At 61.1% G+C, this 14677-nt stretch carries 15 protein-coding genes; 7 read left to right on the top strand and 8 right to left on the bottom strand.

Annotation, left to right across the window (positions count from 1 at the left end; all coding sequences use genetic code 11):
• Positions 1-2: 2 nt before the first annotated feature.
• The 5 genes from ACXHXG_RS25720 to ACXHXG_RS25700 are packed head-to-tail and all read right to left on the bottom strand — an operon-like array spanning position 3 to position 5150.
• Positions 3-920, bottom strand: a complete 918-nt coding sequence (locus ACXHXG_RS25720) for a dihydrodipicolinate synthase family protein (protein ID WP_457901189.1) — start codon at positions 918-920, stop codon at positions 3-5.
• Positions 921-939: 19 nt separating this feature from the next.
• Positions 940-1818 (bottom strand): ABC transporter permease, encoded by an 879-nt coding sequence (locus ACXHXG_RS25715; RefSeq protein WP_457901188.1) that lies wholly within the window; start codon positions 1816-1818, stop codon positions 940-942.
• 2 nt (positions 1819-1820) lie between these two features.
• Entirely contained in the window at positions 1821-2780 is a 960-nt protein-coding gene (locus ACXHXG_RS25710) for an ABC transporter permease (RefSeq protein WP_457901187.1), read from the bottom strand.
• Positions 2781-2839: 59 nt separating this feature from the next.
• Positions 2840-4423 (bottom strand): ABC transporter substrate-binding protein, encoded by a 1584-nt coding sequence (locus ACXHXG_RS25705; protein WP_457901186.1) that lies wholly within the window; start codon positions 4421-4423, stop codon positions 2840-2842.
• The gene (locus ACXHXG_RS25700) at positions 4407-5150 is read right to left on the bottom strand and encodes a FadR/GntR family transcriptional regulator (RefSeq protein WP_457901185.1); all 744 of its coding nucleotides are present in this window, start codon (positions 5148-5150) and stop codon (positions 4407-4409) included. Before ACXHXG_RS25700 ends, ACXHXG_RS25705 begins: the two co-directional genes overlap by 17 nt.
• A gap of 172 nt (positions 5151-5322) precedes the next feature.
• Between ACXHXG_RS25700 and cobF the strand changes: the two genes are divergently transcribed.
• The 5 genes from cobF to ACXHXG_RS25675 all read left to right on the top strand — a co-directional run bounded on the left by cobF (position 5323) and on the right by ACXHXG_RS25675 (position 9719).
• Complete coding sequence (gene cobF, locus ACXHXG_RS25695; RefSeq protein ID WP_457901184.1) at positions 5323-6099, top strand: precorrin-6A synthase (deacetylating); 777 nt, start codon at positions 5323-5325, stop codon at positions 6097-6099.
• Positions 6100-6176: 77 nt separating this feature from the next.
• Positions 6177-7589 carry a precorrin-3B synthase gene (gene cobG, locus ACXHXG_RS25690; protein WP_457901183.1) on the top strand — a complete coding sequence of 471 codons (1413 nt, stop codon included), beginning with the start codon at positions 6177-6179 and terminating at the stop codon, positions 7587-7589.
• Positions 7590-7591: 2 nt separating this feature from the next.
• Positions 7592-8224 carry a precorrin-8X methylmutase gene (locus ACXHXG_RS25685; protein WP_260304965.1) on the top strand — a complete coding sequence of 211 codons (633 nt, stop codon included), beginning with the start codon at positions 7592-7594 and terminating at the stop codon, positions 8222-8224.
• Complete coding sequence (locus ACXHXG_RS25680; RefSeq protein ID WP_457901182.1) at positions 8221-8958, top strand: precorrin-2 C(20)-methyltransferase; 738 nt, start codon at positions 8221-8223, stop codon at positions 8956-8958. Before ACXHXG_RS25685 ends, ACXHXG_RS25680 begins: the two co-directional genes overlap by 4 nt.
• Positions 8955-9719, top strand: a complete 765-nt coding sequence (locus ACXHXG_RS25675) for a precorrin-3B C(17)-methyltransferase (RefSeq protein WP_457901181.1) — start codon at positions 8955-8957, stop codon at positions 9717-9719. Before ACXHXG_RS25680 ends, ACXHXG_RS25675 begins: the two co-directional genes overlap by 4 nt.
• Here ACXHXG_RS25675 and ACXHXG_RS25670 read toward each other — a convergent pair.
• Positions 9683-10453, bottom strand: a complete 771-nt coding sequence (locus ACXHXG_RS25670) for a cobalt-precorrin-6A reductase (RefSeq protein WP_457901180.1) — start codon at positions 10451-10453, stop codon at positions 9683-9685. The genes ACXHXG_RS25675 and ACXHXG_RS25670 overlap by 37 nt on opposite strands.
• Between ACXHXG_RS25670 and cbiE the strand changes: the two genes are divergently transcribed.
• Positions 10452-11678, top strand: coding sequence for a precorrin-6y C5,15-methyltransferase (decarboxylating) subunit CbiE (gene cbiE, locus ACXHXG_RS25665; RefSeq protein ID WP_457901179.1), 1227 nt, complete (start codon positions 10452-10454; stop codon positions 11676-11678). The genes ACXHXG_RS25670 and cbiE overlap by 2 nt on opposite strands.
• A gap of 22 nt (positions 11679-11700) precedes the next feature.
• Positions 11701-12459: a precorrin-4 C(11)-methyltransferase gene (cobM, locus tag ACXHXG_RS25660; protein WP_457901178.1), complete on the top strand. Its 759-nt coding sequence runs from the start codon at positions 11701-11703 to the stop codon at positions 12457-12459.
• A gap of 112 nt (positions 12460-12571) precedes the next feature.
• Here cobM and ACXHXG_RS25655 read toward each other — a convergent pair whose 3' ends face one another.
• Positions 12572-13384, bottom strand: coding sequence for a TIM barrel protein (locus ACXHXG_RS25655; RefSeq protein WP_457901177.1), 813 nt, complete (start codon positions 13382-13384; stop codon positions 12572-12574).
• Positions 13385-13552: 168 nt separating this feature from the next.
• Positions 13553-14581 (bottom strand): LacI family DNA-binding transcriptional regulator, encoded by a 1029-nt coding sequence (locus tag ACXHXG_RS25650; protein ID WP_457901176.1) that lies wholly within the window; start codon positions 14579-14581, stop codon positions 13553-13555.
• Between the last annotated feature and the right edge of the window lie 96 nt (positions 14582-14677).

Here is a 14677-nt window from a genome sequence, read left to right as displayed (position 1 = left end):
CCTCAGTTCAGCAGGCCGGTTGCGCGCAGGATTTCATCGATCCGTGCGGTTTCAGCCGCGTTCAGCGAAGCGCGGGGCCGCGGCATGATGGCGCTATCGATGATCCCGAGGCTGCGCATGGCGGCTTTGAAAGCGCCTATACCGGATGCACCGCCGCTAACGCGGCCCTGGGCGACCCAAACGATTTCGAAGAGACGGCAAAGGCGCTCCTGCTCTTTTCGAGCGGCGGCCCAATCGCCGCGCTGTGCGGCGTCCCACAGGCGCACATAGCCATGCGGGTCGACGTTGGCGATGCCCGGAACGACACCGTGAGCGCCCATCAGCAAGGCATTATCGACGACGATCTCGGAGCCGGTCATCAGGAAGACATCCTCGTGGGCGGCGAGATCGAGCAGCGCATAGCGGAAATTGCCGTCGTCGCCGCTTGAATCCTTGAGGCCGATGACGGTGCCTTCCTTGGCGAGCGTCACGACGGTCTGCCGCTGCAGCTTCACATGGACGCAGACGGGAATGTCGTAGGCGACCAGCGGAACGTCCACCGCATCCCTGATATAGCGGAAATGATCGAGGATCTCGGATTGGCTGGTGACCGTATAGAAGGGTGCCGTGACCACTACCGCGTCGGCCCCAGCGGCCTTCGCGACCTTCGAGTGCGCGATGACGCGATCGGTCGTCGGATCGATGGCGCCGACGATGAGCGGCACGCGGCCGTTCACCACCTTTGCCGAATGCTCGATGATCTCACGCCGCGTCTTTTCGTCGTGAAAGACGACTTCGCTTGTCGAGCCGAGCACGAAGACGCCGTGGCAGCCGGCATCGATCAGATGTTCAAGAACCCGCGTATAGGACGGATAGTCGACAGTGAAATCCGGATTGAGCGGCGTTACGACAGGGGGGACGACACCCTTGAATTTGGTCATGTTTGCTTTCTTTCGGTTGTCAGTTCAGTTCGGCACGGGGATCGAAGGCATCTCTGAGGCCATCGCCGATGAAGTTGATTGCAAGCACGGCAAGGATCAGCGCTCCGCCGGGGAAGAGCCATTGCCAGGGATATTGTTCGAGCACAGCGGTCGACCGGGCGGCGTTCAGCATGTTGCCCCAGCTTGCCGCAGGCGGGGCAATGCCGAGACCGAGGAAGGACAGACCCGCCTCCAGCAGGATGGCATTGGCGATCTGCAGCGTTGCGTAGACGACGAGGATGTCGATCGCGTTCGGCAGGCCATGGCGAAAAAGCAGGTGTCCAATGCCGGCGCCCATACCGCGCGAGGCCATGACGAAATCGCGTTCGCGCAGTTCCAGAAGCCGCGAGCGGACCATGCGCGCAAGAAGCGGCCAGGAGAGCAGCGAGATGACCAGCACCGTCGGCCAGATGCCAGTGCCGGCGATCGAGGCGAGCACCAGCAGGAAGATGACAGGCGGCAGGGTCATCACCAGATCGACGAAGCGCATGGAGACGGCATCAGCCCACCGGCCGGCGAGTGCCGAGACGGCGCCGAAGAGGAAGCCGATGATCGCGGAAAGGACGGTCGATGCGGCGGCAACGAACAGCGAAATCCGCCCGCCTTCCAGAACACGCACAAACACGTCGCGGCCGACGCCATCGGTTCCGAACCAGTGCGTTGCCGTCGGGCCGCTGTTCATGGCCAGGAGATCGATATCGTTCGGCTGAAACTTCCACCACAGCGGATAGGAGAGGATCAGCAGCAACATTGGAATAGCGACGCAAATGCCGGCGACGGCGGCGTGGTTCAATAGAAAGCGTTCGAATGCGCGAGCGAGCGGCCCGGGGCTGCGGCGGGACGTGGAGCGAGCAAACATCGTCAGCCCACCTTGATGCGCGGATCGACAACCGCGTAGGTGATATCGGTCAGAAGATTAACGACGATGACGCAGATGCCGATGACGAGCGTCGCGCCCATGATGACGGGGTAGTCTCGCGTCTCCACTGCATTGACGAGAAGCAGGCCCATGCCCGGCCAGTTAAAGACGCTCTCGATGAAGATGGCGCCGCCGATCGCAAGCCCGATGGTCGAGCCGATGAGGGTTACGATGGGAAGGAGGGCATTGCGCAGCGCATGCTTGGTGATGACCCAGAACTCCTTCACTCCCTTGGCGCGAGCCGTGCGCACGTAATCCTGATTGAGGACTTCGAGCAGCGAAGCGCGCATATAACGCGTGATCAATGCGGCCTGCGCGATGGACAGCAGCGCGGCGGGCAGGATCAGGTGATGAATAAGATCACCGATCGAAAATTCCTCGCCAGGCGTCAGCATGCCGCCGGAGGGCATCCAATGCAGCCGGACGGAGAAGATATAGAGGCCGATAAGGGCGCTGAGGAACGCAGGGCTGGAAATGCCGGCAAGCGCGAACACCGAGAAGGATAGATCGGCTAGCGAATTGCGGCGGACGGCGCTGAAAAGGCCCACGGCAATGCCGGCAATAATGGCGATCACCAGCGCCGAACCCATGAGGAGCACGGTTGGTCCGATCCGGGATAGCACCAGACCGAGAACCGGCTGGTCGAGACGCTTGATCGAATAGCCGAGATTGCCCGTCAGCGCGTTCTGCAGCCAACCGAGATATTGCAGCGGCAAGGGCCGGTCGAGCCCCAGACTCCTGCGCAGATTCGCAAGGTCGGCCGGCGACATGGGGACATTCGGATCGATATAGGCGTCGATCGGATCGCCGGGCGTCAGACGCAGCAGCAGGAAGATCAGCATGCTCAGGGCGATGAGCATGCCAACCCCTATGGCCAGGCGTCGAAGGCTGTATCGAAGCATTGTAAATCCGTCCTGTCAGGGTGGCCGAGGCCACCCTCAAGGCCTTGGAAGGAAGCGCCTTATTCGGCGATCGACCATTTCTGCGGATCGGCCTGATAAGGACCGCCGCCCGGTGCCGGCGTCCAGACGAAATCCTTCACCTTGGACGAGACGATGCCATAGCGCTTTGCCACCCAGAGCGTTGCCCAGGGCAGATTTGTATTCATGACCTTGCAGACGTCCTGATAGCGCCCGTCGCGTTTGGAACCGTCGGTCTCGGTCAGTGCGGCGTTGAGCGCAGCGCTCAGATCCGGCATGCGCGCTCGAACGACATTCGCTCCGGCTGGCGGAATCTGGCTTTCGTTCAGCCCGACATTGATGCTTCCGGCATCCGGTCCGTTCTGAAGTCCGGCATAGACCATCTGGAACTGCGCGATATCCGGTTTCGCGTTGAGCACGATGCTGTTGTAAGTTGGCGCATCGACGGCGCGTGGGACGACATTGATGCCGACCTGCGCGAGCATCGCTTGGACGGCAGCAAGCACATTGGTCGCGAGCGGCGTTGTGTAATAGGTCAGCAGCGTGATCGGCTTGCTACCGTTGATCTGATCCCATCCCGCTTCCATCAGCAACTGCTTGGCTTTTGCCGGGTCGTAGGCATAGTCGTCGACGCCTTTTGGTATCAGTTGCTCGGCAACATAGGCGCAATTGGCAGGCTTGGCTGCGCCGCCATAGAGGCTCTTGATGATGGCATCGCGATTGATCGCGTACATCACCGCCTTGCGGACGCGCGGATCCTTCCAGATGGGAGAATCATGGTTGAAGCCGAGATAGTTGACGACGAAGGAATCGCCTTCGATGACCTTGAAATTCTTATCGTCCTTGAAAGTCGGCACGTCGTTGGAATCGACGTAGGTGAACTGGATTTCACCGGATCTCAGAGCCGCGATCGCCGCAGCCGGATTGGCGAAATAGCGGTTGATGATGCGTTCGAGTGCAGGCTTGCCCCCGCGGTATTCGGTGTTGGCGGCGAGCTCGACATATTGATCGGATACGTATTTCGTGAACTTGAAAGGTCCGGTGCCGATCGGCGTGGTGGACCACCATGTACTCTTGGCCAACTGATCGGCCGGTATCGCGGACAGGGCATGTTCCGGCAGCATCATGACCTTGGTCATGGTGTCGAGAAAGCTGCCGGTCGGCGCGCTCAGCTTGACCACAACCGTGTGCTCGTCCGGTGTTTCGACGGATGAAATGCCCTGCAGCCGGGCGGCGAGTACCGAACCGGTCTTGGCGTTCATGGCGAGGCCGATGGTGAACTTGGCGTCCTTGGCCGTGAACGCTTGGCCGTCATGCCATTTGGCGTCCGTCAGCTTGAACGTGTAGGTCTTCTGATCCGGGCTCACCTCGTAGGAGCTAGCGAGTTCGCCGACGACTTTCTGCAGCTTCTCGTCATAGGCGACGAGCGGTTCGTAATAGATGCTGAGCCAGGTGAATCCCGCCGTTGCGGCAAGAGGATTGAAGTTGCCTTGGAAGCCGCCCGGGCCGACATCGAAGCCGCCGGAAAGGGTCGCGGCCCGCGCCTGGCCGACAAGGGCCGGAATTGCGGTCGTCGACAGCATGGCTGCAAGGGCGATGACGGATAGTCTATATGCTCTCCTCATGTGTTCCTCCCACATTTGAACTTGTTTTGTTGTTGGCAATCACCCGGGCAATGCCTTCGTAGTGCCGATCCAGGCGTCTGCGCGCCTCCTCCAGATCCTTTGCTTCCACTGCATCCACGATCGCGGCATGATCGCGCCAGGTCGCCATCGGATCGACGTTCTCCAGGTTCACGAAGTCCGAAGCCTTGTAGAAAGCGAGCCAGAAGACATCGATCAGCCGCACGAGCGTTTCATTGTGCTGGCAGCGAAAGAGCAGCCGATGAAAGAGCTGATCGTCTTCGGCAAAGGTCTCCCCGCGCTCGGCATGGACGCGCATCCTGTTGACCGTGCTGCGCAGTTCGGCGATGTCTTCCTCGCCGATCATCTCGATCGTCTTGCTGATCAATCCCACTTCCAGCGTGCGGCGGATTTCGAGGACCTCCTCGATTTGCCGCAGCGCGCCACCGAGGCCATAGGCGAGATTGTCGAGCAACGGTTCGAAGGAAAAAGCCTTCACGAAGATGCCGACACCGCGCCGCGTCTCCAGCACACCGAGCGATTCCAGCGCCTTAATCCCCTCCCGCAGCGAATTCCGGCTGACGCCGAGCTGCGTCGCGAGCTCTCCTTCGGCCGGCAGAAGCGTGCCGGGCGCTAACCCGTTTTCATCGATATAGGCGCGCAAACTCTCCTGCACGGAAACATGCAGCAGGGGTGCGCGGGTCAGGGGCTTCATCGATTTCAAGGCCATCGTTGGTTCTTCCGCGCATATTCGTAATGGAGATGAAGCTTACATATCCACTTGTAGGATATCTGTCAAATGGCGGCCTACCGATTGATGCCGAGTGGCCAACTTGATCGCCCGCCACACTTGAAATGCCCCTCCGCTTCCGGCAAACAGCCGCAAGAACGAGGACGAGGAAATGAGGCACATCTATTTAGTCGGCATCGGAACGGGTAATCCCGAGCACCTGACAGTGCAGGCGATCAATGCGCTGAATAAGGTGGATGTCATTTTCATCCCCAGCAAAGGGGCGGCCAAGGCCGAGCTTGCCGATGTGCGGAAAGACATCTGCCAGCGCTATGTGACGAACGAGGCTGTCCGCTTCGTCGACTATGCCGTGCCGGTACGCCAGACGGCGGATCGCAGCTACGTGCAAAGCGTCGATGACTGGCATGCCCAGATTTCGTCGACCTACGAAGCGCTGTTCCAGGATCATATGGCGGAACACGCAAGCGCTGCCTTCCTGGTCTGGGGCGATCCCAGTCTCTACGACAGCACGATCCGCATCATCGAGCGGGTCAAGGCACGGGACCGTGTTGCCCTGGGCTATAGCGTCATACCCGGAATCACCAGCATCCAGGCTTTGACGGCAAGCCATCGCATTCCGCTCAATCTTGTCGGAAAGCCGGTGCAGATCACGACTGGGCGCCGACTGGCCGAGAGCTTTCCGGGTATGGTCGAGACAGCCGTCGTCATGCTCGACGGCGAGCTGGCTTTCAGCAAGATCGATGATCCCGATGCCTATATTTATTGGGGCGCCTACCTCGGCACAGAGGATGAAATCACCATTGCAGGCCACCTTGCCGATGTGTCTGACCGTATCGTGGCGACCCGGTCGGAAGCGCGTGCGAAGCATGGGTGGATCATGGATATCTATCTGCTGCGAAAAGGCTCAGATTTCGACGATCAGGCATGAGGCACTGTGCCGCCGCCAAATTGTTTGCCCGCCGATGAGGATTATGTAAGGACATGTCCTTCGGGAAGGATGGTCCTATGGCGAAGGCCGACAGGCAATTGATGGAAGAGCGCGATATTTCCTTGCGGAAGGATATCGATGCCATTGCCTGTGTTCCGGGCGCCTCGTCGATGGCCCGCGGCGCCTGCCCGTCGCTCAGTGCCCCGATGATTACTGGTGACGGACTGCTCGTGCGGCTGCGCCCGACGACGCCGGGTCTGACGATCGGACAATTCCGGGCGCTCGCCGAGGCGGCGGAGAGACGTGGCAACGGATTGATGGAAATCACGGCGCGCGGCAATCTTCAACTGCGCGGCATGACTACCGAAAGCATGAGCGGACTTGCCGCGGATATCGAACGAGCCGACATCGTCCCGGAAACCGGCGTCACGATTGAGATCCCGCCGTTCAGCGGACTGGACCCACTGGAGATCGCCGATGCCAGGGAGTTAGCCAGCCGGCTTCGTCAACAGATCGCCGCCCTCGATCCTAAGCCGATACTGGCACCCAAGCTGGCCATTATCATCGATGCCGGCGGGCGGCTGAGCCTCGATACGATCACCGCGGATATTCGGTTGAAGGCGGCGAGAACCGCCAATGGTTCGACGGCATGGGTTCTCGCAATCGGCGGTACGGCAAAAACGGCGAAGGTTCTTGCATCTTTGCCCACCGAACAATCCATATCGGCTGTCATCAAGCTACTGAAAACGCTGGCGTTTCTCGGACCGCGCGCACGCGGCCGCGATCTGGATGTAAACAACCTGCGCATAGAGTATCAGTCGCCGGCAGCCAGCGTACTCGGCACAGCCGACCCGCATGTTTCACCAATCGGCATCCATTCTCTCGGCGGCGATCGTCTCGCGCTCGGCCTGCGCCCATCCTTCGGGCAGATCCATGCGAGAGACATTCTCCGCTTTCTCGCCATCGCCGAGGCCGCTGGAGCAAGCGAAATCCGCACTGCGCCGGAGCACGCCATGGTGGTGCTGGGGCTGGGGCTCGAGGCGGCAAAGGCCGTTCAGTCGGCCGCAGCCGATTGCGGTTTTCGGACGCGTGCCGATGATCCGTCAAATCACCTGGAAGTCTGCGCCGGAGCAGGGGCTTGCGCTTCCGCTTTCTACGCGACGAAATCCGCAGCGGCGGATCTTCTGGACCTAGCTCCCGAACTGCTCGACGGCTCGCTCTCGGTGCATCTGTCCGGCTGCCGCAAAGGCTGTGCCCATCCGGGCAATAGTGCAGTCACCATTGTCGGTGCGCCAATGGGCTATGGGGTTGTCGTAAATGGGTCCGCATCGAGCGAGCCTGTGGCCTACATCGGGAAAGAAGAGTTAAAATCCGCTCTGGCAGAGATGAACAGGCTGGTGCGGAATAACAAAGTTGCTGGCGAATCGGCGGAGGAGTGTCTTACACGGCTCGGCACCGACGCGATCGTTACAGCACTACGACAGGGGTAGGAATGCCGGACTATGATTATATCCGCGATGGGAACGCGATCTACGAGCGCTCCTTCGCGATCATCCGCAGCGAGGCCGATCTGTCGCGCTTTTCGGAAGCTGAGGCCGACGTTGCGGTACGCATGATCCATGCCTGCGGCCTCGTCGAAGCCTCGGAACACTTCGTCTTCTCTCCCGATTTCGTTGCGACTGCCCGCGCGGCGCTTGCCAACGGCGCGCCGATCTTCTGCGATGCCGAAATGGTCGCCCATGGTGTCACGCGCGCACGCCTGCCGGCGGCCAATGAGGTGATTTGCACACTGCATGATCCCCGCACGTCGGAACTGGCGAAGACGACCGGCAACACCCGCTCGGCAGCCGCGATGCATCTCTGGGGCGATCGTCTGGCAGGCGCTGTCGTCGCCATCGGCAATGCGCCGACGGCGTTGTTCCATCTCCTCGAAATGCTGCGCGACGGAGCGCCGAAGCCGGCCGCTATCATCGGCATGCCCGTCGGATTCGTTGGCGCTGCTGAATCCAAGGACGCGTTGGCGGAAAATTCCTATGGCGTTCCCTATGCCATCGTTCGTGGCCGTCTTGGCGGCAGCGCCATCACCGCCGCCGCGATCAACGCATTGGCGAGGTCTGGCCTATGAGCGCGCAGTCTACTGGCCGGCTGATCGGCGTTGGCACCGGGCCTGGCGATCCGGAATTGCTGACGGTCAAGGCAGTCAAAGCCCTGGAGAAAGCCGAGGTCGTCGCTTATTTCGCCAAGCAGGGTAAAAATGGCAATGGTCGCGGCGTCGTTGGGGATGTGCTCAGAACCGACGTGACGCTGCTGCCGCTCTACTATCCCGTGACGACGGAAATCGACAAGAACGAGGCGGAGTACAAGAGACAGATCACCGATTTCTACGATGCCTCCGCCGAGATGGTCGCTGCCTACCTAAAGGATGGCAAGACGGTAGCCGTGCTCAGCGAAGGCGATCCGCTGTTCTACGGTTCCTATATGCATCTGCATGTGCGGCTTGCCGACCGCTATCCGACAGAAGTCATTCCTGGCGTAACGGCGATGTCCGGCTGCTGGTCGCTGGCCGGCATGCCGATGGTGCAGGGGGATGATGTTCTTTCCGTGCTTCCGGGCACCATGGCGGAAGCCGAACTTGCCCGGCGCCTCGCCGACACCCAGGCGGCGGTGATCATGAAGGTCGGCCGCAACTTGCCGAAAATCCGCCGTGCCCTTGAAGCTGCAGGACGCCTTGACGAGGCAATCTATGTCGAGCGCGGAACGATGGCGAATGGCGCGGTCACACCCCTCGCGGAAAGGGGGGATGCCGAAGCCCCCTATTTCTCGCTGATCCTTGTCCCCGGCTGGAAAGACAAGCCATGAGCGGCCGTCTCTATGTCGTCGGCACCGGCCCCGGCAATCCGGCGCAGATGACGCCGGAAGCGCTGGCGGCTGTGGCCGACTCGGCGGAATTTTTCGGTTATGGCCCCTATCTCGACCGCCTGTCGCTACGACCTGATCAGCTTCGCCACGCCTCCGACAACCGCGAGGAGCTGGATCGCGCCAAGACGGCGCTGGAGCGTGCGGTCGCCGGCGCCAATGTCTGCGTCGTTTCGGGTGGCGATCCCGGCGTTTTTGCCATGGCGGCAGCAGTCTGCGAGGCGATCGACAATGGACCGAGCGGATGGCGGGATGTCGATCTCGTCGTCGTGCCGGGTATCACCGCCATGCTCGCCGTCGCGGCTCGCATTGGGGCGCCCCTCGGGCACGATTTCTGCGCCATCTCGCTATCGGACAATCTAAAGCCCTGGAATATAATAGAAAATAGACTGCGCTTGGTTGCGGAAGCAGGGCTTGTGATCGCCCTCTACAATCCCATCAGCAAAGCGCGTCCCTGGCAGCTCGGCAAAGCCTTCGACATCTTGCGTGGGGTTCTGCCCGCTGAGGTTCCCGTCATTTTCGGCCGTGCTGCGGGCCGGCCGGATGAGCGCATGACAGTTGCAAGGCTGGCGGATGCGCAAGCGTCGAGCGCTGACATGGCGACCTGCGTCATCATCGGTTCGGCCGAGACGCGTGTCATTGCCAGGGAGACAAAACCCGATCTGGTCTATACGCCGCGCTTCATCAAGGACGGGGCAAGATGATCGATATGGTGCAGCGCCGCCTCGACAGTCTCGACCGCCAGCATATCGGCAACGGATGCGCGCTCGATCATGATCACTTCGATGCCGAGTTGCCGCGCCGCCTCGATCTTCGCGTAGGTCGCACTGCCGCCGCTGTTCTTCGTCACGATCACGTCGATGTGATGGTGCCGCAACATGACCAGCTCGTCCTCCAGCCGGAACGGACCCTTGGAATGGATATAGGTGACGTTGGGCACCGTCAGCGGCGGCTCGACCGGATCGACGCTGCGCACCCAATAATGATGGATGGGCGCGGCATTAGCGTAATGCGCCTCCTGTCGGCCGATCGCCAGGAAGACGTGACGAGGGGTCGGACCAAGCGCAGCAATTGCCTTCGAAACAGTTTGCACCGAGCGCCAACGATCGCCCTCGACGGGCAGCCAGGCCGGCCTGCGAAGTGCGAAGGCGGAGATGCCGCTCAGGGTAGCCGCTTCCGCGGCATTGGCGGAAATGCGGGCGGCGAAGGGATGGGTCGCGTCTATCAGCAGATCGATCGCCTCATCCACCAAATAGCGGGAAAGACCCTGAGCACCGCCGAACCCGCCGCTGCGCACGGGAACCGGCTGCGGAGCCGGATCGACGGTTCTGCCGGCCAGCGACAACACGACATCGAGATCAGCGCGCGCCGCCAGCGCCTCCGCCAATTGACGGGCTTCCGTCGTGCCGCCCAAGATCAGAATGCGGGTCTTGCCCATGTCTGAGATGCCTTCCACTCAACGCTGGCTCACTCTTATCGGCATCGGCGAGGACGGTCCAGCCGGGCTTGGCGACGATGCGAAACGTCTGATTGCTGCGGCGCCCGTCGTCTTCGGCGGCACGCGGCATATCGAACTGATGCAGGCGCTGATCAAGGGCGAAGCGCGGAGCTGGCTGAGCCCCTTCGAGAAATCCGTTGAAGCCGTGCTGGCGCGACGCGGAATGCCGACCGTCGTTCTTGCCTCCGGCGATCCCTTCTTCTATGGCGCCGGCGCCACGCTCTCGCGGCATGTTCCGGCATCTGAGATGACCGTCATTCCGGCACCCTCTTCCTTCAGCCTTGCCGCCTCGCGCCTCGGCTGGCCTTTGCAGGACGTGACCGTTCTTTCCCTGCATGGCCGGCCGCTCGACCTCATCCGCCCGCATCTCCATCCCGGCCGCAAGATCCTGGCCCTGACGTCGGATGGTGAAGGTCCCGCCGATCTGGCGCGTCTGTTGCAGGAAAGCGGATTTGGTCAATCGACGCTGACAGTTCTCGAAGCCCTGGGTGGACCCTATGAGCGGGTTTCGACGCGGCGGGCGGCGGATTTCACGCTTTCCGGCATCAATGATTTGAACCTTTGTGGTATCGAAGTTGCGGCAGTTGATGGCGCTCGCATCCTGCCGTTCAGCGCCGGACTGGATGACAGCCTGTTCGAACATGATGGCCAGATCACCAAACGGGAAATCCGGGCAATGACCTCGTCGGCGCTGGCGCCGCGCCACGGCGAGTTGTTGTGGGATATTGGCGCTGGCTCCGGTTCCATCGGCATTGAATGGATGCTGGCGCATCCTTCGATGCGCGCCGTCGCCGTCGAATCTTCCAGCGAACGCGCTGCACGCATTCGCCGTAATGCGGCAAGCTTCGGCGTTCCGGGGCTTACCATCATTGAAGGACAGGCGCCGCAAGCGCTTGCCGGCCTGCCGGCACCGGATGCGATCTTCATCGGCGGGGGCGGTAGTGAAGCCGGCGTCATGGATGCGGCCATTGCCGGATTGAAACGGGGTGGGCGGCTGGTCGCCAACGCGGTGACCACCGAGATGGAGGCTGTCCTGCTTGCCGAACACGCCCGTCGCGGCGGCTCGCTGATCCGTATCGATATCGCCCGCGCCGCACCCGTCGGCACGATGACCGGCTGGCGACCGGCCATGCCGGTGACGCAATGGTCCTGGGTCAAACCATAAAAATGAAAAACGAGGTATCGGAATGACGGTGCATTTCATCGGAGCGGGGCCGGGAGCGGCGGACCTGATCACCGTGCGTGGGAGGGATCTGATCGGCAAGTGCCCGGTCTGTCTCTATGCAGGCTCGATCGTCTCGCCCGAACTCCTGCAATATTGCCCGCCCGGCGCCCGTATCATCGATACGGCGCCGATGTCGCTCGATGAGATCGAGGCCGAATATCTAAAGGCTGCCGCGTCCGGCGAGGATGTCGCCCGCCTGCATTCGGGTGACCTCTCCGTGTGGAGCGCCGTCGCCGAGCAGATCCGCCGTCTGGAAAGGCACGGCATCCCTTATACACTGACCCCCGGCGTTCCCGCTTTCGCAGCGGCGGCGTCTGCGCTCGGGCGCGAGCTGACCATACCTGCCGTCGCACAAAGCCTTGTCCTGACACGCGTTTCCGGCCGCGCTTCGCCGATGCCGAACAATGAAACACTGGAAAAATTCGGCGCCACGGGCGCGACGCTCGCCATCCATCTGGCAATCCACGCACTCGGGCAGGTGGTCGAGGAACTGACGCCGCTTTATGGCGCGGATTGCCCGGTTGCTATCGTTGTTAAAGCCTCCTGGCCGGACGAACGCGTCCTTCGCGGCACGCTAGGCACGATCGAGGCACAGGTGGCGGCAGAACCGATCGAACGTACGGCGCTGATTTTCGTCGGCCCATCGCTGGCCGCCAGCGATTTCCGCGAAAGCTCGCTCTATGATCCCGCCTATCAGCGCCGCTTCCGAGGCAGGGAATAACGGCGGCTTCGGGAATTTGTATATCATTCCGTCAGAGTATGGCTTGCATAATCGTCGGCTGCACCTGCGCAATTGACCAACGAGACCCAGTGGTCTCGTTGGTCAAGCTGCCTCAAACGTGTGCGGCCAGATATGCCATGCTTTCCTTCAAAGCTTCGACGGGTTCCTTCAGCGCATGCACATCCGGCGCAAAGGGCTCGAAGGAGAAGGGGCCGGCATAGCCGGCGGACAATAGCGCCCGCATTTGTCCGACATTGTCGAGACGATCGCTGGCATCGACCAGAACGCGATGCGGATCGCGCATATCGGCAACCGAGACGGCGGAATCGCTGACGCCGGAAATATGAACCAATCCGGTGAGATTGGGGAAAGTTGCTGCTTCGCCAGCGAGATGATGATGGAAGGTGTCGTGAACAAGACGGAAGATCGATTGCGCGCCGAGCTTTTCGATCGCAGCGGCGGCTTCGGTCTTCGAGCGCAATGAGCAGATCTCGAAGCCAAGCGGTTCCACCAGGCCAATGATCCCGGCGGCATCCAGCATCGGCTTCAGCGCCGTCAACGCCGTTTCGAGGTTCTGCCTGCGCGCCTCGGGCTCCCTGCCGCTACCGTCATTGACGGGGACAAGCACCAGCGCTTTTGCGCCGCAATCCCGCGCATAGCCGATGAGTTCCGCCGCTTCCGTGGCGCGCGCCTCGTTCCACTCGTTGAAACGCTGCAGCGCGTTGATCGAGATGATCGTCAGTCCATGACGCGCCGCGAGTTCCTTGACCGCTGCTGCCGGCGTTCCGTCCAGGATAGCATTGCCGGCCAAATCATTGCGGATTTCGACGCTATCGATGCCGAGTGTTTTCGCCGCGGAAAAGAACGATTCCAGGCTGAGGGACGGCGCACACATATGATTGAGCGCGAAACGAATGGAACTCATGGCGGGCATTCCTCCTCTTGGTCGCCGGCCCGACAGGACGTCGATCGGCCGTGCGTTTTCAGGAAATGACTACCGACAATCACGCGGCCGATCCACAGGCAAGCACCGGCTTCTTCCATCATCCATGATAGAAATATTCTGCCCGATGATGGGATTCCATCACATTCGCTAGATATTTTCCGAGACGAAGATGTCGAAGGGCAGGAAGGACTGCCCCGGCATTGCCGCTTCGCCGCGTTCGATGGCACCGATCATCAAATCGATGAGCTCCTTGCAGAGCGAAGGGAGAGGGGTGCCGATGACCATGGTGACGACATCGTCGGCGAGTGCCGCCTTCGATTCCGGCGTTAGTTCGTTGACGACGACGATCAGCTTGCCGGCAAGCCCCTCCTCGCGAATGGCGGAAATCGCCCCTTCCATGCCGCCGCCGCAGACATAAAAGCCGATGAGATCGGGATGTTTCTGCAGCAGGTTGAGCGTTGCCTCATGGGTGATTTCCGCCGTGTCCAGATTGATCAGCGTATCCAGCACCTCGAAATCCGGGGCGTTCTCGCGAAAATAGGAGCGAAAGCCAATCTCGCGCAGTTCATGGCCGTGAAAGCGATGGCTTCCGACGAAGCAGGCGACCTTGCCTGGATGGCGAGCAGATCGGGCAATCGTCCAGGCGGCGGTGCGCCCGACCTTGCGGTTATCGACGCCAACATAGGTTTCGCGCACGCCTGTCGCGAAATCGGAGAGCAGCGAAAAGACCGGGATGCCTTTTTCCTTCAGCTCCTCTATTGCCGTCGTCACTGCAGGATAATCCGGCGCAACCAGGGCGATCGCCTGGCTCCGGGCTGCCATGGATTTCAGCTTCTCGACAATTGCCGTCGGGGTCGATGCGGCGACGAAATCGATATGTGCATGGACGCGCGCGGTTGCGAGTGCCTGTGCCGCCGCGCCGATCTCCTTGGCAAACGACTGGTAGAAGGGCTGGGACGGTTTTTGCAGCAAGAACCCCAATCGATATTGGGGCAGATCCTCAAAGACACGCTGCCGCAGCAAGCCCACGGCATGGTAGCCGATCGATTGCGCTGCCTCATAGACACGCTTGGCCGTCTCTTCCCGGACACGATGGCGTCCGTTCAGCACGCGGTCGATGGTTGCGACGCTGACGCCGGAAGCCTTAGCGAGATCAGCGATGGTTGGTCTGCGCATGGATGGTCCTGAGGTATTCCATCATGAATGAGATGGGCGGTTGATGGAATATGATAGATTCCATCATCGTTGCATTGAGGCAAGCAAAAACTCGAC

It is taken from the genome of Rhizobium sp. LEGMi-198b, from assembly GCF_054114205.1.
The sequence above is the reverse complement of the archived record's forward strand: the minus strand, read 5'-3'. Positions and strand labels throughout refer to the sequence as shown.